We start from the raw sequence: 22,433 nt of genomic DNA, 5'->3' as shown, positions 1-22,433 counted from the left end.
TTATTCCATCCTTTTTCCAGCCTCGTCGAGCATTTGGTTGACACCTAACACGTTGATTCGTCTTGAGTCAACTGGTCCGATTTTAAGCCCAGTGATATTTTGTTTGATTATATCACGGACATCTGCTTTTTTCATGGTTCTAGCTGAGGCGATTCGCGAAACTTGGCTCATCGCAGCAGTAATAGAAAGTTCAGGATCGACCCCACTGGCTGAAGCGGTGACTAAATCGATTGGCACATTGACAGCGTCTGCTTGCTCAACTCTCTTCTCAACCAAAGTGTGTTGTTCTTTAGAAACAGGAGATAATTGACTAACTTGTGTGGGACGTCCATGCAGATACTGATCTGACGTAAACGTTTGTCCGATTAGTTTCGAACCAATAACGCTATGTTTTTCTCCTTTTTTCTCTTTCACTAAACTACCATTAGCTTGGGTTGGGAAGAGTACTTGCCCAACTGCTGTAACAGCAACTGTGTAAAATACACCACAGATCAAAGTAAATAATAGGACACTTTTTAGTGAAGCAATCATTATTTTTTTCATAACTCTTCTCTCCTCATTTAAACTCACGTAGGAACTAATACAATAACAAGGTCAAACAGCTATCGATTAGTTTGATGGCAATAAACGGCGCTATAACTCCGCCCAAGCCATAGACCAATAAATTATGCCGCAAAATTTGGCTAGCTGGTTTTTCTTTATACGACACGCCTTTCAATGCTAAAGGAATCAACGCTATAATAATAAATGCATTATAGATGATCGCTGATAAAATAGCTGTTGTCGGATTGGTTAAATTCATGATATTCAATGCTTCCAAAGAAGGATAGATACTAAAAAACAAAACAGGTATGATCGCAAAATATTTCGCAATATCATTGGCAATACTAAAGGTGGTCAACGCACCGCGAGTCATCAATAATTGTTTGCCGATTTTAACAATACTGATCAGCTTAGTTGGATTTGAATCCAGATCGATCATGTTTCCTGCTTCTTTGGCAGCCTGCGTACCTGTGTTCATCGCAACAGCTACATCCGCTTGTGCAAGTGCCGGCGCATCATTGGTTCCATCACCTGTCATGGCAACTAAATGTCCTTTTTCTTGATAATCACGTATCAAGCTCATTTTATTTTCTGGTGTTGCTTCAGCTAAGAAATCATCGACGCCAGCTTCTGCAGCAATAGCGGCAGCAGTCATTGGGTTATCTCCTGTGATCATAATCGTTTTGATTCCCATTTTCCGCATATCTTCAAATTTTTCTTTCACACCATTCTTGACGATATCTTTTAAGTAAATGACACCAAAAACTTGATTGTTTTTAACCACAACTAATGGTGTACCGCCTTCGTTTGCTACTCGTTGTACGATCGAATCACATTCATCAGGATACTGATTGCCTTTATCTTCTACATATTTTTTCATTGTATCAGCTGCGCCCTTACGAATTTCATCGCCAAGATAATTGATCCCACTCATTCTGGTTTTAGCCGTAAACTCGATGAATTCAATTTCAGCATGATTTAGTTCACGTCCGCGAATATCAAATTTTTCCTTTGCTAAAATCACAATACTACGACCTTCAGCAGTCTCATCTGCCAAAGAAGAAAGCTGTGCCGCATCGGCTAAATCATATTCGGACACACCTGCTACTGGGATAAACTCACTTGCTCGACGATTTCCTAAAGTGATCGTTCCTGTTTTATCCAACAATAAAATATCCACATCGCCAGCAGCTTCGATCGCCCGTCCACTCATAGCAATCACATTTTCTTTATTCAACCGGCTCATTCCTGCAATACCGATCGAAGAAACCAATGCTCCAATCGTTGTCGGCGCCAAACACACTAATAATGCAATAATTGTTGTTAACGCTAAAGCAGATCCGTTTCCCACAAGCATACTGGAAAATTGGGTAAAGGATAGCAAAGTTGCTGACACGACTAGAAAAATGATCGTCAACATGATCAAAATGATTTGTAGTCCAATTTCATTCGGTGTTTTTTTACGCTCCGTTCCTTCGACCATAGAAATCATTTTGTCCAAGAAGGATTCGCCATTTTCAGCAGTTACCTTGATCACTAAATAGTCAGAAACTACTGTTGTTCCACCCGTTACAGCACTACGATCACCGCCAGATTCTCTGATCACAGGAGCTGATTCACCAGTAATCGCACTTTCATCTACAGAAGCTGCACCATCGATCACGTCTCCATCCATAGGTATTTGTTCATTCGCACTGACATAAACTAAATCCCCTTTTTTAAGTTCTGCAGAGCTGATTTGAGTGAATTGTTTCGCAGCAGCAGCTTCGATTGATGCCACTTTATGAGCAATAACTTCTTTTTTCGCTTGTTTTAAACTTTCAGCCTGTGCTTTTCCACGACCTTCAGCAATCGCCTCGGCAAAATTTGCAAATAGAATCGTCAGCCATAAAATAATCGCAATCGCTAAAATAAACAATGGTGCTGCATCGGTATAACCTGCAAAGGTTAAAAAATAAAGAATCGTTGTCAAGATTGCACCTAAATAGACCACTAGCATCACTGGGTTTTTCATTTGGATCATTGGTGCTAATTTTTTGAAAGAAGATTGTAATGCCTCTAGATAGACGCTGCGTTTACTTTGTGTATTTTTCAAGTGTTTCCCCTTCTTTATCTTATTTTGTCATAAAATGTTCAGCAATCGGACCCAAGGCCATCGCTGGTAAAAAGCTCAATGCACCAATCACCACGATAACAATGATCAGCATCGTTACAAACGTTGCATTCGTTGTTGATAAGGTGCCTGATCCTGTTGCAACGCTTTTCTTTTTCCCTAAATTAGAGGCCAGATAGATCACCGCTAGCATAGGAATAAAACGAGATAACAGCATAATACTACCGCCAAGAATATTCATGAAAGGTGTATCTACTGTTAAGCCAGCAAATGCACTCCCGTTGTTATTCGCTAATGAAGAAAAAGCATAAAGAATTTCTGAAAAACCGTGTGGTCCTTGGTTCCCGAGCCAACTCATGGCTTGCGGATTCATAATAAATAGCATTGTTCCAATTAATGTCAGTAACAACGGTGTTAAAATCACTAAGCAAACCATCTTCATATCGAAAGGTTCGATTTTTTTCCCTAAATACTCTGGGGTCCGACCAACTAATAGTCCGGCGATAAAAATGGCTAGTAGAATGAAAACAATCATTCCGTATAAGCCACTGCCGGCTCCACCAAAAATGATTTCACCCAACTGCATCAAGAACATTGGGATCAATCCTCCGAGCGGAGTAAAGCTATCTAACATGGCGTTGATTGAGCCGTTTGAAGCTGCCGTAGTACTAACTGCCCATAAACTTGACCAGCCGATGCCAAAACGAGTTTCTTTTCCTTCAAGGTTCATTTGACCAAGCACATGATTGAATTGCGGACCGTAATATTCACTTATGGTCACACCGATCAGTGCAGCAATTAAGAACCCTAAAGAAACGATCATAATCGTCCGTCCTTGTTTCCAATCTTTCACAAATAAACCAAACGCAACGATCAACGCTGCTGGAATCAACAATATAGAAATATTTTCAACAAAGTTACTAATTAAGTTTGGGTTTTCAAAAGGATAAGCAGAATTCCCACCAAAATAACCGCCGCCGTTTGTTCCTAGTTGTTTGATTGCCACTTGGCTAGCAACAGTTCCCAACGGTAAAAAGATTTTCTCTCCTAGTTCCAAACTTGTTGTCTCCACAGAACCAGCAAATGTTTGAACGACTCCTTGAGAAATCAAAAGTAGGGATACGACAAAAGATAGCGGCAATAACACGTATAAAATAATTCGTGTCAAATCTTGCCAGAAGTTTCCTAAATGTTTTATTGATCGATTCATAAACCCTCTCAATAACACAAACAAAACTGCAATTCCCACGCCAGCAGAAACAAAATTCTGAACGGTTAAACCAAAAGCTTGGCTAAAAATCGATAACGAATTTTCACCTGCGTATGCCTGCCAGTTCGTATTCGTTACGAAGCTTGCCGCTGTATTAAAGGCGAGTGAAAGGCTCATTCCCGGCAGTTGTTCTGGATTCAACGGTAAAATGCCTTGCGTTAAAAGCATGACCAACAATAAAACAAATGAAAATAAACTGAAAAACAGCACACTGGCACCATATTGTTTAGCAGTCATTGGCTTTTGAGCTGTTGGCCCTAAAAATCGATAAATGTTCGTTTCGATGGGTCCAAGAATTTTTGTCATGACTATTTTTTGTTCAGTCATCACTTTATAAATATAAACACCTAGCGGAATCGCTAAACCGATCAGAATAATCAAAAAAATCGCTTGCTGTATAAAGATGCTGCTCACTGTTGATCCCCCCAAAATAGTTGGTAAAATAAATAGATTAGTAATAACCCTGCAATAATCCCGGAAATAATTGTCATCAAAATTCCTCTCCTTTATTTGATAGGAAAAGGATATCAGTTTTTATATAAAGATAGTGTTAAAATTGAGGCATTTTCTTTATAGAATCTTTATACGAAAAAAAGAGAGCTTGGGGTCATGTGTTATGCCCAAACTCTTAGTAGATAAGTAAAAAAATCAATTTCTACTTAATTATGCGTATTTTATTATGTCGTCTATCTTTACAGTCCAGCGACTGGAAGGAGGTGTGTTTAATGCTTTTGGCATTTATTTGTCCGCTTCTTGTCGGTATCTTGCTTTCTCTTTTCGAGTATTGGCTAGATACCAGAAAAAAGAAGTGATAAACAGACGACCGTATAAAAAGACCCCTAGAGACCAGAACTCTCTAGGGGTTTCGTGCGTTTAATGCTTTTAGCTTATGAATGTAGTATATCATGATTAATACCTAAATAGCAAGAAGAATGTTATCTCTTACATTTTTGTAACCATGTAAACTGTCTTTTAGAGTAATGTTTCGATATCTCCAGCAATTTTCTCTGGTTCAACGGTTGGAGCAAAACGTTTCACGACATTTCCTTCACGATCGACTAAAAATTTTGTGAAATTCCATTTGATAGCGCCACCTAAAAGCCCTCCTTTTTCACCTTTCAAAAAGGCGTACAAGGGATCGGCATTTTCACCATTGACATCGATTTTTCCAAACGTTTGAAATGTCGTTTGATACGTCATCTGACAAAAGTCACTAATTTCCTGATTTGATCCAGGCGCTTGATGTCCAAATTGATTACAAGGGAAATCCAAAATTTCAAATCCTTGTTCTTGATACTCTTTATAAAGTTTCTCTAACCCTTCATATTGTGGAGTAAAACCGCAACCAGTCGCAGTGTTGACGATCAGTAACACTTTTCCTTTGTATTGATCTAATGAAACGGTACTGTCATCTGTGGCTTTCACGCTATATTCATAAATGCTCATAATTTTTGAACCTCCAATTGTCCTTTTCTTAAATACTAGTCAGTTCCTAAATTTTCGTCAAGGATACACGCTCGTTACGAGTGCAGTAAGCACCGTCTTGTTTCTTGTAGCTGTTACTATTCCTAATATAAATAGCTTAAATCACTTCCGACTGTTGGGTACAGCATGATCAGCTGATTGATTTTTTCTGCTGGTATCTTTTGATTGATCATCACTGTGAAAAGATTGACCAACTGATCTGCTTCGTTCCCTAGAACGGAAGCGCCAGCTAAAAGTCCTGTAGCTTTTTCTATGACCATTTTCGCTTTGACTAATGGTTCATTAACGCGTTTGTACGTAAACCATTGTGATAAATCCAAAACTTGAACATCAAATTTATTCGTATCTATCGTTCTCTGATCGGTCAAGCCAACTTGAGCCAGCTTGGGTGAGCTGAAAATAATCGTGGGTATAACTGGGTAGACGATTTTTTCTACTTTATTTTTCCCTATTCGATCAGCTAAGTAACTGCCTTCAAAGCTGGAAACCGGTGTTAATTTGGGCAGTGCTTTTTGCAGACAATCTCCTAAAGCATAAATATTCTCTACACTCGTTTGAAGATAGTCATTGACAATGATTCCTTTTGGGCTATACTCCACACCGATTTCTTCCAAGTTTAGTGCTTCAACATTGGGTATTCTTCCTGTGGCACAAAAAACACGATCCACAAGCATTGTGTTACCACTTGTTAACTGTACTTCAAGTTGGGTTTCTTTTTTCACGATTTGTTTTGCCGATTCATTAAAGTGAAAATGAATGCCACGAGCTTCTAACTGGTCGATCAAATCGGCTGTCAGCTCTTCATCAAATCCTTTTAGCGGTCGATCATTATGATGCAATAAATGAACTTCGCTGCCGCAGCTATTGGCAATATTCGCCAGCTCCAAGGAAATATAACCGCCGCCAACAAAAATCATGGTCTTAGGCAACTCTTTCATGCTTAGGAATTCCGTACTAGTATCAAAATATTCCTTACCGGGAATTTCTAAAATTGCTGGTCGTTGACCCGTCGCTAAAATGAATGTGTCTGCTTGATACTCTTGATTTTCAACAATGATCGTATGCTTGTCTTTAAAAGCAGCAGAACCATAAATAGTTTGGACCCCAGCTTGTTTTAAGCCATCTTTTTGTTGCGTTGGAACAGGTTGAGTGAAGGTTTCTTTGTATGCCATCAATTCATCCCAATTAATCTTTGGAACAGTAGAAAAACCGTGCGTTTCAAGTTGCCGCACAGCATCTTGTGCTTCAACCGCTCCATACAATACTTTCTTAGGATCACAGCCGCGGTTTGGACACGTTCCGCCCCAAAGATCTGCTTCAACGACTGCAACTTTTTTCTCTGCTGCAGCTAGATCATAGGCCGCAGCCATTCCACCTGGACCACTACCGATAATGATTACATCAAATTTTCCCATGAAAATTCCTTCTCTCTATCATCAAGTCTCATGCATAGTATGAGTTGATTATAACAGAGGGAGGAAAAGAGCACATGTAAAAGGACGTTCATTAAACTAATAAAAATCGTTCGAACAGCTTGGATGACTGCTGACGAACGATTTTTTTATTTTGAATACTGCTCAATAAAATGATACACCGCACCAATCAAGTTGGCATCATTGCCAAATTGACAAGAAACCATTTCATACTTCATCTCCGTCACAGCATGTTCCAGTAAAATGCGGTCTAAATGCTGTTGAATGTTTGACAGCAATTGTTCATTTTTAGAAACTCCACCACCAAGAACGATTCTTCCAGGATCAAAACAAATCAATAGATTATAAATTCCTCTTGCAATCGCTGCATAGAATTGCTCGACTAACTGAAACGCCAATGGATCCTTTTGCTCAGCGCGTGCAAATAATTCTTTTCCGTCAATTTCTGTTCCATGAATTTGATTGTATTTTTTTACGATTTTCACTGAACTGCCTAACTCACTTAACGATGCGCTTTCGTTTAATGCCATATAACCAAACTCACCGCCAAACAGATTTCTGCCTTTAAAAAGTTTACGGTCAATAATCACCGCTCCGCCAATCCCTGTGCCGATCACAAAGAAAATTGAATGTGGCACATCTTTCGCAGCGCCTTGCCAAACTTCTGCTAGAGCAGCACAATTTGCGTCATTTTCCATCGAAACAGGGACACCAAACAATTCCTCTAATTCTTTTTTGATCGGAAAATGGTGAATATAAGGAACTGCACTAACGCCGCGAACTTCTCCTTTTTGATCGTCCACAACGCCAGGTGCGCTAAATGCAACACCTGATAAAGTCATTAATTGACTTTTTTGCTCAAAAATCTGTTTTAGCACTATTTTCATTTCAGCCCAGGTTTTTGGTAGTGGAAAAGCGTCCTGTTCGGTTAACTGCTCATTATGCCAAAGCCCATATTTTACCGAGCTTCCACCAATATCAAAAGCCAATACATTCATTTTTTCATCTCCAGACTGAGTTATTTTAATTGATGACAAAGTTCTTTTGTTTGTGGATAAACTTGTTGGTATAACTGATAAAGCTGTTGGTATTTTTCTACGGCCGATTTTTGCGGATAGTATTCTTTTTCATAAACAACAAAAGCTTTTGCGCATTCTTCTAATGTATTGAACCACCCGCACCCTACAGCCGCAATCATCGCTGCACCAAGTCCTGGACCTTGTTCGGTTTTCAACGTACTAATTTTCGTATTGAAAATATCTGCTTGAATCTGCAGCCACAGATCACTCTTTGCACCGCCGCCAACAGAAACGATTTCTTCAAATTGCTTTCCTGCAATCCCTTCCATCAATACTTGGGCATCTTTTAAAGAAAAAGTGATTCCTTCTATTACTGCTCTCGTAAAATCGTTGAGCTTTTGCCCAGCATCCAATCCGATAAAGCTGCCTCTAACTTGACTATCCACATGAGGTGTTCGTTCGCCCATGATATAGGGGGTAAATAATAATCCATTTGAACCAAGTGGACTTTTTGAGGCTTCTTGGATCAATGCATCAAAAGACATTTGTGGTGCGAATGTCTCTTTGAACCACGTTAGGCTTTGACCTGCAGCCAAGGTCACGCCCATTGAATAGTAACTATTAGGAATCACATGATTGAAAAAGTGTAACTTTCCTTGATAGTTTTGTTCATGCGTGCCTTCATAGGCCAAAAAAACACCTGAAGTTCCAATACTACACAACCCACGATTCTGATCAACGATTCCCGCACCAAGAGCTGCACAGGCATTGTCAGCTCCACCAGCAAAAACCGCTACGTTTCCCTCGATTCCTAATTCCTCACACACTGATTTTCTGACCGTTCCAACCTTATCAATCGAAGCCGTCAAGGTTGGCAACAATTCACGAGCAATCCCAAATGCATCTGCAATCTCAAGATCCCACTCCTGCTCCATCACATTTAACAGCAAGGTTCCGGCAGCATCTGAACGTTCCATCTGCTTGTTCCCTGTCAGCCAAAATGAAAGATAATCTTTAGGCAGTAAAAAATGAGCTGCTTTCTTCCAAATATCAGGTTCATGTTCTTTAACCCACAACAGCTTGGGCAATGTAAAACCTTCCAAAGCTAAATTTTTTGTTTTATCGATCAGTCGATCGCCTAAAGTTTCAGAGATTTCCTCACATTGCTTTGTCGTTCTTACATCATTCCATAAAATAGCGTTTCTTAGCGGCTGATCTTGTTGGTCAAGTAAAACTAAACTATGCATTTGACCCGAAAAACTGATACCGCTCAATCGCTCTTTCAATTCTGGCATTGTTTCGATCAACTGCTTCAAAACAAGCTTAGTTCCTTTTATCCAATCCGCTGGGTCTTGCTCGCTGTAGCCTTTTTCTGGATGATGCAACGGATAATTTTCTGCGGCCTCTAAAATCACCTTGCCGTTTCGATCCACAACCAATCCTTTGACTGATCCTGTTCCTAAATCTATACCGATCACATAGGACATTTGATTCACCTCATTTTATAATAACGTTTACATTTCATTGTAAAAATAGCAAGAAACTCACCAAATTTGTTCTTCAAATTTTTGTGATTTTCTTGCTATTTCTCGGAGCTAAACACTTTTGTCTCGCTCAACAGTCGTTCGTTTAGCTGTTTATTTGCTAACAGCGTTTATACGTTTGCGCCATTTTCACTGATTACTTTTTGATACCAGTAGAAGCTGTCTTTTTTATAACGATTCAAAGTCCCATCTTGATTCTCGTCTTGTTCCACATAGACAAAACCATAACGTTTTTGATAGCCATTCAGCCAGCTCAATAAATCGGTATATGACCACGTGCAATAGCCTAAAACCTCTACGCCATCTGTGATCGCCTCTTTGATCGCATGGATGTGACCATTTAAATAGTCGATACGATAATCATCATGGATTTCTTTGTCTTCCGTTAGTTTATCGTATTCACCAAGACCATTTTCAGTGATTAGAACTGGGATGCGGTATCGACTAGTGATTCTTCTAAGTCCGACTCTCAAGCCTTGCGGATCGATTTCCCAGTCCCAGTTTGTTCGTTCAACAAATGGATTTTCGACACGTTTAAAGACACCGGGCACGCCAGATTCTTCAGTTGATCCTTTTTCGCCTGTCGTATTCATTTTACCCATACCAACTCCGTCGAGCGGATTGAAAACGACTGTATTCGTTTGATAGTAATTGATTCCTAAAAAGTCAGGTTTTCCTGCTGCTAACAGCTCTTCATCGCCAGCTTCTATAACTGGGGCTATGCCTTGTTCTTTCAGCATTTTCAGTGCGGAAATCGGATACTTTCCAAACAAATAAACATCCATCCAAAAATGAGCATTTAAATCTTCCGCATCTTCTGCAGCTAAAACATTTTTCGGATCGCTATTGAAAGAATAGTTTGGACCATAGGCAAAGCTTGGTCCAATTTGCCCTGGCATTTCCATTTCATGGAATTTTTTGATCACAGAAGCATTTGCTAGATTGGCATAGTGATTTGCCTGATACATTCGTTTAGGATCACTGACTGCAGGCGGATGTGACGCCATTAAATAGCCATGACTGATAAAGATATTCTGTTCATTTAAACTAACCCAATACTTGACTTTGCCGCGTAACGCTTCAAACAATGTCACTGCATAATTAGTAAAATCGTCCACAATTTTTCTTGATTCCCAGCCTTTGTATTCATCTTGCAGTGCTTGCGGTAAATCCCAATGATACAATGTCAAAACCGGCTCGATCTGATTAGCGATCAATTCATCGACCAAATCGATATAAAATTGCAGTCCTTTTTGATTGATTTCCCCCCGTCCATTAGGGAAAATCCGTGTCCAAGCTACAGAAAAACGATACGCTTTCAAGCCTTGCTCTTTCATCAACGCAACATCTTCTTTATAACGATGGTAATGATCGACTGCAACATCGCCGTTCGTTCCTTTAAACGTTTTGCCAGGAATACGAACGAATTCATCCCACACAGAAACGCCTTTGCCATCTTCCTGCCAAGCGCCTTCTACTTGATACGCGGCGGATGCGGATCCCCATAAAAAATTTGTTGGAAACTGATCTAGTTGTTTATGCTCCATCTTATTGCCTCCAGTTTTATTCCGCGTCGATCACCAGTTTTTGCTCAGACTGTTCTAGCTTATGCTGGATCACGCGGTCATTGTCGTGGATGTACACGTCATTTTCTCCGATCAATCCTTCGGTACGAATCATCACATGTTTATTATCCTTCTCTATTATAATCTTAGCAAGAGGATTTCCACTACTATTTACAATAAGTTGTTCATGGGTTCCATTTGTTAGTTGATAACAATGAATCTCAAGATCCTTGTTATAGTCATAAACGACACTTTGATGTTCATTTTTGGCAATGACTAAAATGGTATTTTCTTTGACCCAAACCGGCAGACTTAAATAATCATGCTGCTCTGTTTGCCATTGGCCATGTTTATCAACTGCTTTAAACGAATGATCCAACAACTGAGTCCATTTTCCCTCTGGCAGATAATAAGAGACTTCACCAGTTTCTGTAAAAACAGGAGCTACTAGTAAATTATCACCTAAAAAGTATTGTTTATCGACAAAATAACTGTTGCGATCTTCTGGATATTCCATAAAGACAGGACGCATCATCGGTATGCCTGTTGTTGCAGTATACACTGCTTGTTGATAAAGATAAGGCATCAATTGAACTTTCAGCTTCGTGAATTTTCTTGTCACTGAAACTGCTTCTTCATCGTAATTCCAAGGAACCCGGTATTCGATATTTCCGTGGTAACGGCTATGCGTTGAAAGTAAACCAAACTGTGTCCAGCGCTTATAAATATCTGCAGAAGCATTTTCTTCAAAACCGCCAATATCATGACTCCAAAAGCCAAAGCCGGATAACAAGAAGGATAACCCGCCGCGCAACGTTTCTGTCATCGATACGTACTCTGATAAATTATCGCCACCCCAATGTACTGGGAATTTTTGTGAACCTACAGTGCCAGAACGAGCGAATAAAACAGCCTCATTTTTCCCTCTTTTTTCTTCTAATAGTGAGAAAACCGCTTCATTGTATAAATAACTGTAATAATTATGGGCTTTTTCAGGATCTGATCCATCATAGTAAACGGCATCTGTCGGTATACGTTCCCCGAAATCTGTTTTAAAACTGTCAACACCCATATCCAACAATTCTGATAAGTAGCCTTGATACCATTTGACTGCTTCTGGATTTGTAAAATCAACGATCCCTTGACCAGCCTGCCACATATCCCATTGCCACACATTGCCATCTGCCTGTTTTAAGAAGTAACCATTTTTTCTTCCTTCCTCAAACAACGGAGATTTTTGACCAATATAAGGATTGATCCACACACATACGTTGATCCCTTTTTCATGAATTCGCTGCAGCATGCCTTTAGGATCTGGGAATAATTCTTCATCCCATTTGAAATTACACCATTCGAAAGCCTTCATCCAAAAGCAATCGAAATGAAACACTTCTAGAGGGATATCTCGTTCCAACATGCCATCGATAAACTTCATTACTGTTTGTTCACTATAGTCCGTTGTGAACGATGTCGACAACCACAAGCCAAACGACCATGCTGGCGGTAATGCTGGTTTTCCTGTCAAGTTTGTATATTTCTCTAAAATTTCTTTGGGTGTTGGACCATAAATAATGATATATTCCAGCGCTTCCCCTTCTACGCTAAACTGTGCTCTTGATACATTTTCAGATGCCATTTCAAAGGAAACTTTTTCAGGATGATTGACGAAGACACCATACCCATTACTGCTTAAGTAAAAAGGAATATTTTTGTACGCCTGCTCACTGCCAGTGCCTCCATCTTCGTTCCATATATCGACTGTCTGTCCATTTTTTATAAATGGCGTAAAACGTTCACCCAGCCCATAAAGCTGTTCATCAATCCCTAAAGACAATTGCTCTCTCATATAATGCTTACCTTCTACATGAGTAATCTCTCCTTGGGCACCGAATTTTGATTCTGTTAATAACTGTTCATCGCCAAAAAAGCGCAAACTAAATTTATCATTCAAAGCAGCTGATACACGCAGCTTACCAGAAGTAAACGTGACTTGTTCAGTCGTTTCCTCAATAATTGGCTGAACCTCTGTCTTTGTCAATTCAAAATTTGGTCCAGGATCATTTTTTTCATGATGAACAATTTTCACTGAAATCATATCCGATTGAGGACTAGATAACGTGACTGTACTCATGCCTAAATTCAATGTATCTCCACGCCGTTCGATTTTTTTATACGGCGCATATAAAACAAGTGACTCACGATTCTTTTGAACGGAAAAAACTTCCTTAGGAGACTGAATCGTAAACCCCTCTTTTGTCATCCAATAACCATCTGTAAACTTCATAATTTCCTCCTGACTATAAAAGCGGAACAAATCGTTTAATCCTGTAGAAAATTAGGAAATTGTCATTGTGACGTTCTTTGTCTCACTGACAATTTCTCTATTTTCCTAAGGATTGATTTGTGCAGCTGGATAATTAATAGGTAACAACGTTCCGTTTCACTCCACCTTGTACTGTTCTACATCAGCTCAAATTCTTTCACTGTGTTTCACAGCAATAGCGGAATGAGCCTGCTTAGTCTCGACTGAAAAATAGGAAAAATGAAGGGTGACGCTTTTTGTCACAATTCATTTTTATCTTTTTTCCGAGAGACTGGCTCATGCAACTAGATAATACTAATGAGCAACACTTTCTTGCGAAAATCTTGTACTGTTCAACATCAGCTAACGGACCGAATGGAAGCAACTTTCCTTTCAGTCATCTTGTACCAATCAATAGCAACTCATCACTTCGTTGTATTTCTTGGCATGTTTCTCAGCAAAACTCTCTCTATTTCACCGCACCATCCGAAATTCCTTTGATGATATACTTTTGCAAGAACACGTAAAGAATGATAATCGGAATGATCGCAATAAACAATGCTGCTAGTGCTAAGTGCCATTGTTTTGAATATTGTCCGAAGAAATAGAACATCTTCAACGGAATCGTGTACATCCCTTCTTTATTGATCACCAATGATGGCAGTAAGTAGTCATTCCAGAACCAGATCGCATTTAAAACGATTACTGTCACTGTGGTTGGTTTTAACAAGGGCAAAATAATATACCAATAGATTTGAAATTTAGACGCACCATCGATCGTCGCCGCTTCATCTAACGACTGCGGTATGCTCCTCAATGCGCCAAAATATAGGAAAATCGCCATACTACTGGCTAACCCAAGATACATGATAACCAGTCCAGGACGGTTCAGCATATTTGCCTTGCCAAAGAAAGAAACCAGTGGAATCATGATCGCTTGAAACGGAATCAATAAACCGATCGCAATCACAAAATACAAGGAATTGCTTAGCTTACTTTTATTGCGAGATAACGCATAGGCTGCCATCGACGTACAAACGACAATCACAAATAATGAAATCCCTGTAATCAAAACAGAATTCAATGCGCTTCTGAAAAAGTCCAATTTTTCAAAAGCAACTGGATAATTTTCTGTTGTAAAATTCTGCGGAACACTCAACGTGTTTTTAAAGATTTCTGATTTTGTTTTGAATGAATTCACTACGATCAAATAAAATGGATACAACCATAAAAGCGTCAGCCCAATACCGATAAGCTTGATCCAAAGTGCTTTTCTTTGTTTTTGCTTTCTCATAGGTCAACCTCCCGCTTTCTAGTGATACTGATTTGAACAACTGAAATCACAGCGATGATTACCAAGAAAATGACTGCCTTCGCTTGCGCATAGCCCATATTTCTTACAGCAAACGCTTCGTTAACGATATTCATTGCCACCATTTGTGTTGAATCAAATGGACCGCCTGCAGTCAAAGCCAAATTTTGGTCATAAATCTTAAATGCATTAGACAGCGTTAAAAATAAGCTAACTGTAAACGCTGGAGCCAGCATCGGAAATTTGATTTTCCAAAATGTTTGCCAAGCTGTCGCACCATCGATCTCTGCGGCTTCGATCATTTCATCTGGAATATTGTTGATAAACGAAATATAGATGATCATGATATATCCGCTCATTTGCCAGACAAATAGAATCACCAAGCCCCAAAAACCAGTGTTCGTTGTTGACAGCCAGCCTTTGAAAAACTCGATCCCCGTTGCATCTCCGATCGCAGAAAAAGCCTTGATAAAAATAAACTGCCAAATAAATCCTAAAATAATCCCGCCAATCAAATTCGGCATAAAGAAAACCGTTCGAAACAGGTTATTCAATTTATCTGCTTTTTGAGTCACCAACAACGCCAGACCCAAACCAATCACATTCACTAACAAGATAGCTACTACAGAAAATTTAGTCGTAAACCAAATACTGCTAAGAAAACGTTCATCTTGAAATGCTCGAATATAATTATCTAAACCCAAAAATTGATCGACTTTGATTCCATTCCAGTCAGTCATTGAATAATACGCCCCAGTAATCAACGGAATAAATAAAACGACTGCCATTCCTATTAAACTGGGAGCTAAAAATAGCCAAAAAGATTTTGACTTATTGCTCATAACGATTTCCCTCCCTATGCGATAAGAAGTACTGACAAAAGCCGGATAAATGACTTTTGTCGTACTTACTATCTAAACTTGACCTAGCTGACTAGTTTCTATTTACGATCACTTGCCCACGCTTCTTTGCCTTTTGTTAACACTTCATCCCAACTAATATCACCATTCAAATATTTTTGGAACTCTGGGTAAAATTGCGTTTGAGAGAAGCCATCTGGATATTGATTATGCGCCCACGGAACGACTTTTCCATCAGAAAGATAATCAAAAATCTGTTTCGACGTCGGATCACTGATTGCATCCGAAGAGAAGTTTGTATAGGCTGGAATAAATTCCATTTCATCTGTCACGGCTTTCATTGCCTCTTTATCGGTATATAACCATTCTAAGAAGTCCTTACTCGCTTCTACAACTTTCTCGTCTTTGTTTTTATTCACACCCCAATACCACGGAGCACCCGCTGCGATTTTCCCATCCGTATCGTCTTTTACATATAAAGGTAGAATGCCTAATTTATCTTGTGTAAATTCTGGATCTAAACTATTTAACGTTGGAACGATCCAGTTTCCCTGATGCACGATCGCTACTTGGTCATTGGCAAAATCTTCTTCAACAGAAGTACTATAATCCAATGATAAAATCGGTTGTACATTATATTTATTGATTAAATCTGTGTATTTTTGAAATTGATCGCCATAGGTGAAATCGATCGTTTTTGCATCATAAATTGTTTGCAGACTATCGTCAAACTCAGGTGATGTAAAATGCGCACTGTATTGACTAACGACCCAGAATTCTTTTGCACTAAATCCAAAAACCGCTTTCATTTCTAAGTCATCTTTTTTACTATCTAAGGTTTTGACCGCTTTTTCAAAATCTTGATAGGACTTGATTTCATCTACATCAACGCCCGCTTTTTTGAACAATTCCTTATTGATCAAGAAGCCGAATCCTTCAATATTCATTGGTAAGCCATAGACTTTTCCATCTTTTGTTGCACCGTCTAACGTTCCTTCGATCGCATTTTCAGCAAGTTTTGTATCACTTAAGTCAGCTAAACTATCTCCCCATTTTTCCACATCAGCTAAACCGCCTAAAAGAAAAACACTGGGTTCATCTCCAGAAGAAAACTTCGATTGCAGTGCAGCATTCGCATCCTGGCCGCCACCTACTGTTGTCACATTGATTTTGACACCATCATGCGTTTCTTCATATTTTTTCGCCAATTCATCTAACTGATCTTTTGTTTCTACTTTAATATTAAAAACGTCCACTGTTGTAGCATCTTTTGATCCCGAGCTACTGCCGCCGCCACATGCCCCTAACAATAAACCGACCGCTGTCAAAACAGTTACTGAAAGAATACGTTTACTAGCTTTCATTTTATCTCGCTCCCTCTTTTTTAGACTAAATAGTCATTCAAACGTGATTTCACATACTCCAAGTGACTAGACTCCAAACGAACATCATCATGTGCCAGTGCATATTCAGTTAAACTTTCAAGTGTTTCTTGATCATCAAGGATTTTGGCTCCGATACCTGATTGATAAGAAGCATAGCGTTGTTCTTTTAAATCATCGAAGAAACGATCTTCTTTTAACTTCGCCGCCGCTTTCAACCCACGAGCAAATGTATCCATACCAGCGATATGCGCTAATAAAAGGTCTTCCATTTCAAAGGAAGAACGGCGCACTTTTGAATCAAAGTTGATGCCGCCAGGTGCAATCCCACCATTTTCCAAAATTTCGTACATCGCTAAGGTTGTATCATAGATATTTGTCGGAAACTCATCTGTGTCCCAACCTAAAAGCATATCGCCTTGATTGGCATCGATCGAGCCGAGCGCATCATAACAACGTGCAACTGTTAATTCATGTTCAAAGGTGTGACCAGCAAGTGTGGCATGGTTTGCTTCCAGATTTAGCTTAAAGTCATTGGTTAAATCATACTTTTGTAAAAAGGCCATCGCTGTTGCTGCATCAAAATCATATTGATGTTTGGTCGGCTCTTTTGGTTTTGGCTCGATCAAAAATTGAACCTTATGATCGATTTCTTTTGTATAGGCAATCGCCATTTTAAATAGACGAGCAATATTATCTTGTTCCAGCTTCATATCTGTATTTAATAATGATTCATAGCCTTCACGTCCGCCCCAGAAGACATAGTTTTCTCCACCAAGTTTTTTACTGATGTCCAAGCCTTTTTTGACTTGGGCTGCAGCATAGGCAAAAACCTCAGCATTATTCGATGAAGCTGCGCCATTTGTGTACCGGGGATCAGAAAACATATTTGCTGTGTTCCACAATAATTTAATTCCTGTTTCCTTCATTTTCACTTGAATCAAATCGGTAATCTCGTCAATATTGGCGAAAAATTCTTCCAATGAATTACCAGTTGGAGCAATATCAACATCATGGAAACAGAAGTATTCTACATCTAATTTCACGAGTAATTCGAAAAACGCCTCCACTCTGTTTTTAGCAGTTTCCATTGGATCGCTGGTTTCCCAAGTCCGAATATTCACAGGTTTCCCAAAAGGATCTGCACCATCTTGTGTCATTGTATGCCAGTATGCAACAGCAAAACGTAATTGTTCTTTCATTGTTTTTCCCATAACCATTTCATCTGCTTGATAATGACGAAAGGCAAACATATTCTTTGTTTCAGGACCTTCATAGGCAACTTTTTCTACTTGTGGAAAATAATTCATTCAAATTCCTCCCAATAAATGACTTGCTTATAGTTAGTTAGTAAGTTAAACTAACTTACATAAAGAATATAAAACATTCGAAATTAGTTGTCAAGCGCTTTCAAAAAAATTATTATATTTACTAAAGAGGTGGATCCATTGATTATAAACAAATATAAAATAAGAGAACAAAATGAATCACTCATTTTAAAAGGCATCATTGATCATAAGAATATCTCCCGAGCGGAACTGTCCACGTTGACTGGCTTAAACAAAGCCTCCGTTTCTTCCATTACGAAAACACTGTTGGATGATGGCTTGATTTTTGAAACTGGGATCGGTTCTGCCGGTACTCAAGGTGGACGTAAGCCGATCATGCTTCAGTTCAACCCAAAAGCTGCTGGGATTTTATCCTTTGATATTGGGATCGATTATTTAAAGGGCACTCTTGCATATCTTGATGGAACAGAAGTTGTATCCTTACAGAAAAAGCGAATCACAGTTGATGCCAAAACCGTTCTGCCTTTATTAGAACAAGCAATCAATGAATTAAGTAAGGCTGTCGCTGTTGAGGTGGTAGGATTATGCGTTGCTGTTCATGGCATCGTCAATGAAAATAAAATTGTTTTTACTCCATACTATGATCTGGACACGCTCGACCTTTATCAAGAACTTACTGCCCGTTATGAGTATCCAATTTTTATAGAAAATGAAGCAAACCTTGCAGCTCTAGGCGAATATGTTTTTTCCTTAGACTCAAAAACATTGGTCAGTTTAAGTATTCATAGCGGTATCGGCGCAGGCATCGTGGATCATGGGGTGTTAAGTAAGGGGCAATATGGTGAAGCGGGTGAAATCGGTCATTCGATTTTATATCCAAATGGCAAACAATGTCCCTGCGGCAATCATGGCTGCTTAGAGCAATATGCCTCAAACTCTGTGTTATATGAAACCTTAGCCGCTGTTAAAAAGCTCGATTATGTAGATTCCGCTATTGTGAAGGAATTAATCGACAACAACGATGAAGAAACCTTACAAGAACTTAAAAACAATGCATTTCTATTAAGTGTGGGTATTAATAATATCATCGCTGTTTACGATCCTGAAGTTGTCGTTATCAACAGTTCTATTTATCGCAATAGCCCCGCCTTACTTTCTGTGATCGAAAAACACTTAACCAGTCGCATTGCTAGAAAAGTATTGATTCAAAATAGTGATTTAGGCAGTCAAGCAACACTTTATGGCGGTATTGCCTTATGTTGTCAGAATTTCTTAAACATCAAAGAGTTGAAGTTTCATTCATAAAACCTGTTAACTAGAATAAAAGATTGCTTTTCAGAACGATCTCATCATGTACAGTGTTGATATTTTTCTGGCGAACAATCTTTTATTTTATTTTTCATAAAGAAAATAAACCCAACTAAAAAATGATTAAAAACAATTAAATGACAATCATTAAAATTAAATGGACAAAAACAGATTTTTAACAAAATAAAAATGAACTTTTTTTCAAATTATTCGTTTTTTTATTTTTCGTTGATGATCTTTTTAATTAGCTATGCTCATAAAAGAAAAAAATCTGCTTTGAGCCTGTCACAATAGTATGATATACTATTATTGCTTTGTTTTACGCTTTTTAAATTAATCAAATGCTGAAAGGAATGAACGTAACTTGGAAGAAGAATACACACGACGTAAACAACAACGACCAAATCCAACCTCGAAAAAATGGCTATCCTTTGTTATTTTATTATTATTCATAAATACAGCCGCATTGGCAATTTTGTTGTTTATGAATTTTCAGGAAAATTCAAAAAATGAAGAACGATTCAGCAGTATCGAAAAACAAGTTAGCCAACTTGATCAAAACTCAAACAGAGCAACTATTATCTCTGACAATACAGAAGAGAACGTCCTAACAAGACCAAGCACTACTCAAGAAAGCCAAACACAGCAATCAAGCTCTTCTACCACAGAAAGCTCGACGCAGCAAAACCAAACACAAACAACGCCTTCGTCAACGACTACCGCACAAGCAGCAGAACCAGTTGCGAGCACGTATACGGTGCAATCTGGCGACACACTTTCTGTAATCGCAGAAAAGAACAACCTATCACTTCAAGAGTTAATGGCCAAAAATAATTTGACAGATGCAACTGTTTATATCGGTCAAGTACTATCTTTACAGTAATATTTCCCCTACATAATTTAGGTAATTACACAAGTCTGATTTCTGCGGACTTAAGGAGCTGAACAAACAACACTGATGTGCCATTTGTTCAACTCCTTTTTTTTAGCTTATCCTCTAAATTATAGACTGATTTTGTAATTTTATGGTATGGATAACAACCGCTTTTCTAGCGATCAACAGTTATCTATAAAACCCAGTTTACAACCATTTTTCCCTATCATTGAGCAGTCTTCATTGAATAAAAGTTGCTGATTTTTATACTAAAAAAGAGCCTAGCTCTTGGCTAAACTCTTTGATAGCGATTTATCATATGTCTATTTTTCTGGATACATCTCATCAACTAATTGTTCAATACCATCTAGTGACTGGTATCCGTAGCCAAACATATAATTATAATCTACAGCGTAAACCTGTTTATTTTTGATTGCCTGCATACTTGATAATTTAGGACTTTTCAAAATTCCTTCCACCATCTTTTCCCTAGAGACCCCATCTTTCATAGAACTCCAATCTGCCAAGATCAATACTTCTGGATCGGTTTCGATTAATTTTTCTATGCTGACGTCGCCCTTTTCCTCTTTAAAAACATTCTCTAATTTTATCCTCTCAAAAATATCATTGAAAAATGTTTCATTATGAGCTGGATATACATAAAGATCATTGGGATCGGTTGTGTGAATGTAGGCAAAAGTACGATTTTCTTTGATTTTTTCTACTTTCGTATCGATCACTGCTTGGCGATCTTTCAGTTCTTTTTTGAATGCCTCTGCTTTTTCTGAAACGTTGAATACTTTTCCTAACTGGTCAATATCATCATAAACAGAATCGAAGGTGCCTCCTGTAACAGATGAACTTAAAACAAAGGTCTTGATTCCCATATCATTTAGGTCAGCAACTGTACCCACACCCCAGTCTTGATTGTCAAACAAACCACCGCGTCCATAAATAAGATCCGGATCGACACTCAATGCCATTTCTTTGCCAATATAATCCGTCGACAAGTGATTTAACTGGTCAAATTCTTTTTCAACTGATGCATCTGGTGCCCCAAATACTGCACCGACACCTGTGATTTTATCCTTTAAGCCTAAGTGCAGTAATAATTCTGCCGCTGGTCTAGTATTTGCCAACACTTTTTCAGGCGCTTTTTCAAAGGTTTGTTCCTTCTTCTGCCAGGTTTCCGCTCCTTCTGCTTTAGAAAAATTTTGGACGGTTACCGGATAACCGGTAGTCGCTTCTTTCGTTGACGATTGTTGCTCCTTTTGACCACAACCTGTAACAATCGCTAGACTTAACAAACTAATCATAACTATCTTCTTCATTTTCAACTTCCTCTTCATCTATAGTTTAACGAATCAAATTAATCCAACGAATAGGCAAAGCCTAAACGCTTTGTCACTGGATTTGTATAGATCGTACATTTCACTTCATAAATTTCTTCAATCAGCTCTGCAGTAAATAAGGCTTCCGGTTTCCCTTCTGCGATAATTTTTCCAGCTTTCATCGCATAAACATAATCACAATAATGCGCCGCTAATTCTAAATCATGGAGCGCTGCCAGCACACCGATCCCCAAATTTTTCACACACGTCAATATTTCCAATTGATAACGAATATCCAAATGATTGGTTGGCTCGTCTAAAATCATATACTGTGGTTGTTGGGCAATCGTCCGCGCTAAAATCACCCGTTGTTTTTCTCCACCAGACAGCGACAGAAAACTCCGATTTGCATAACCCGTCAAATTGGTTTTAGCCAAAGCATCATGAACAATATCTAGATCTGCTTGTGTATCTGATTCAAGCAATTTCTTATGGGGGGTTCGTCCTAAGAGCACCATTTGAAACACACTTAAATCAAAGTTCAGTTCATTGAATTGATTCACTACACCTAATTGCTGCGCTACTTTCTTTTCAGAAGCTGATAAAAGGTCTAAATCATCTAAGAAAACTTTACCTGCCTGCGGTTTGATCCCTTTATAAATCCCTTTGAGCATCGTCGATTTCCCACATCCATTTGCTCCTATGATCCCCACGAACTGCTGCTTTTGCGTTTGAAAGGAAATACTTTTGACGATGTTTTCTTGTCCAATTGTAATTGCCAGATCTTTTACATGTAATTCCAT

The 22,433-nt window shown here is 38.7% G+C and carries 18 protein-coding genes; 3 read left to right on the top strand and 15 right to left on the bottom strand.

What is annotated here, in order from left to right; translation table 11 throughout:
• The 3 genes from BCR25_RS16850 to kdpA form a co-directional block, all read right to left on the bottom strand.
• Positions 1–543 (bottom strand): potassium-transporting ATPase subunit C, encoded by a 543-nt coding sequence (locus BCR25_RS16850; RefSeq protein WP_069664776.1) that lies wholly within the window; start codon positions 541–543, stop codon positions 1–3.
• A gap of 34 nt (positions 544–577) precedes the next feature.
• Positions 578–2,566: a potassium-transporting ATPase subunit KdpB gene (kdpB, locus tag BCR25_RS16845; RefSeq protein WP_069664962.1), complete on the bottom strand. Its 1,989-nt coding sequence runs from the start codon at positions 2,564–2,566 to the stop codon at positions 578–580.
• A 91-nt stretch (positions 2,567–2,657) separates the two neighbouring features.
• Entirely contained in the window at positions 2,658–4,340 is a 1,683-nt protein-coding gene (kdpA, locus tag BCR25_RS16840; protein WP_069664775.1) for a potassium-transporting ATPase subunit KdpA, read from the bottom strand.
• A gap of 251 nt (positions 4,341–4,591) precedes the next feature.
• Here kdpA and BCR25_RS20910 point away from each other — a divergent pair, with 251 nt between their 5' ends.
• Entirely contained in the window at positions 4,592–4,738 is a 147-nt protein-coding gene (locus BCR25_RS20910) for a type I toxin-antitoxin system Fst family toxin (RefSeq protein ID WP_342715845.1), read from the top strand.
• Between the two features lie 160 nt (positions 4,739–4,898).
• On the opposite strand, the gene BCR25_RS16835 is transcribed toward BCR25_RS20910, so the two are convergent.
• The 10 genes from BCR25_RS16835 to xylA all read right to left on the bottom strand — a co-directional run bounded on the left by BCR25_RS16835 (position 4,899) and on the right by xylA (position 18,138).
• Positions 4,899–5,372 (bottom strand): glutathione peroxidase, encoded by a 474-nt coding sequence (locus BCR25_RS16835; RefSeq protein ID WP_069664774.1) that lies wholly within the window; start codon positions 5,370–5,372, stop codon positions 4,899–4,901.
• Between the two features lie 122 nt (positions 5,373–5,494).
• Positions 5,495–6,826, bottom strand: a complete 1,332-nt coding sequence (locus tag BCR25_RS16830) for a dihydrolipoyl dehydrogenase family protein (RefSeq protein ID WP_069664773.1) — start codon at positions 6,824–6,826, stop codon at positions 5,495–5,497.
• 146 nt (positions 6,827–6,972) lie between these two features.
• Entirely contained in the window at positions 6,973–7,842 is an 870-nt protein-coding gene (locus tag BCR25_RS16825; RefSeq protein WP_069664772.1) for an ROK family protein, read from the bottom strand.
• Positions 7,843–7,862: 20 nt separating this feature from the next.
• Positions 7,863–9,350 (bottom strand): xylulokinase, encoded by a 1,488-nt coding sequence (xylB, locus tag BCR25_RS16820; RefSeq protein WP_069664771.1) that lies wholly within the window; start codon positions 9,348–9,350, stop codon positions 7,863–7,865.
• A gap of 167 nt (positions 9,351–9,517) precedes the next feature.
• A complete protein-coding gene (locus tag BCR25_RS16815) occupies positions 9,518–10,954 on the bottom strand; it encodes a glycoside hydrolase family 1 protein (RefSeq protein ID WP_069664770.1) in 1,437 nt (478 codons plus the stop codon).
• Between the two features lie 16 nt (positions 10,955–10,970).
• Complete coding sequence (yicI, locus tag BCR25_RS16810) at positions 10,971–13,256, bottom strand: alpha-xylosidase (protein WP_069664769.1); 2,286 nt, start codon at positions 13,254–13,256, stop codon at positions 10,971–10,973.
• A gap of 487 nt (positions 13,257–13,743) precedes the next feature.
• A complete protein-coding gene (locus BCR25_RS16805; protein WP_069664768.1) occupies positions 13,744–14,568 on the bottom strand; it encodes a carbohydrate ABC transporter permease in 825 nt (274 codons plus the stop codon).
• A complete protein-coding gene (locus BCR25_RS16800) occupies positions 14,565–15,428 on the bottom strand; it encodes a carbohydrate ABC transporter permease (protein WP_069664767.1) in 864 nt (287 codons plus the stop codon). The genes BCR25_RS16805 and BCR25_RS16800 overlap by 4 nt, the downstream gene beginning before the upstream one ends.
• Before the next feature lie 98 nt (positions 15,429–15,526).
• The gene (locus BCR25_RS16795) at positions 15,527–16,810 is read right to left on the bottom strand and encodes an ABC transporter substrate-binding protein (RefSeq protein WP_069664766.1); all 1,284 of its coding nucleotides are present in this window, start codon (positions 16,808–16,810) and stop codon (positions 15,527–15,529) included.
• Positions 16,811–16,830: 20 nt separating this feature from the next.
• Positions 16,831–18,138 (bottom strand): xylose isomerase, encoded by a 1,308-nt coding sequence (xylA, locus tag BCR25_RS16790; protein ID WP_069664765.1) that lies wholly within the window; start codon positions 18,136–18,138, stop codon positions 16,831–16,833.
• A 138-nt stretch (positions 18,139–18,276) separates the two neighbouring features.
• On the opposite strand from xylA, the gene BCR25_RS16785 reads away from it, so the two are divergent.
• On the top strand, positions 18,277–19,422 hold the full coding sequence (locus BCR25_RS16785) for an ROK family transcriptional regulator (protein WP_069664764.1): 1,146 nt from the start codon (positions 18,277–18,279) through the stop codon (positions 19,420–19,422).
• Positions 19,423–19,789: 367 nt separating this feature from the next.
• On the top strand, positions 19,790–20,308 hold the full coding sequence (locus BCR25_RS16780) for a LysM peptidoglycan-binding domain-containing protein (protein ID WP_069664763.1): 519 nt from the start codon (positions 19,790–19,792) through the stop codon (positions 20,306–20,308).
• Between the two features lie 314 nt (positions 20,309–20,622).
• Here BCR25_RS16780 and BCR25_RS16775 read toward each other — a convergent pair whose 3' ends face one another.
• Both BCR25_RS16775 and BCR25_RS16770 read right to left on the bottom strand, forming a co-directional pair.
• Positions 20,623–21,630, bottom strand: a complete 1,008-nt coding sequence (locus tag BCR25_RS16775; RefSeq protein WP_069664762.1) for an ABC transporter substrate-binding protein — start codon at positions 21,628–21,630, stop codon at positions 20,623–20,625.
• 38 nt (positions 21,631–21,668) lie between these two features.
• Complete coding sequence (locus tag BCR25_RS16770) at positions 21,669–22,433, bottom strand: ABC transporter ATP-binding protein (RefSeq protein ID WP_069664761.1); 765 nt, start codon at positions 22,431–22,433, stop codon at positions 21,669–21,671.

The sequence above is a fragment of the Enterococcus termitis genome (genome assembly GCF_001730305.1).
GTDB classification, from domain to species: domain Bacteria; phylum Bacillota; class Bacilli; order Lactobacillales; family Enterococcaceae; genus Enterococcus_L; species Enterococcus_L termitis.
This window is presented reverse-complemented; position numbering and strand designations above follow the sequence as displayed.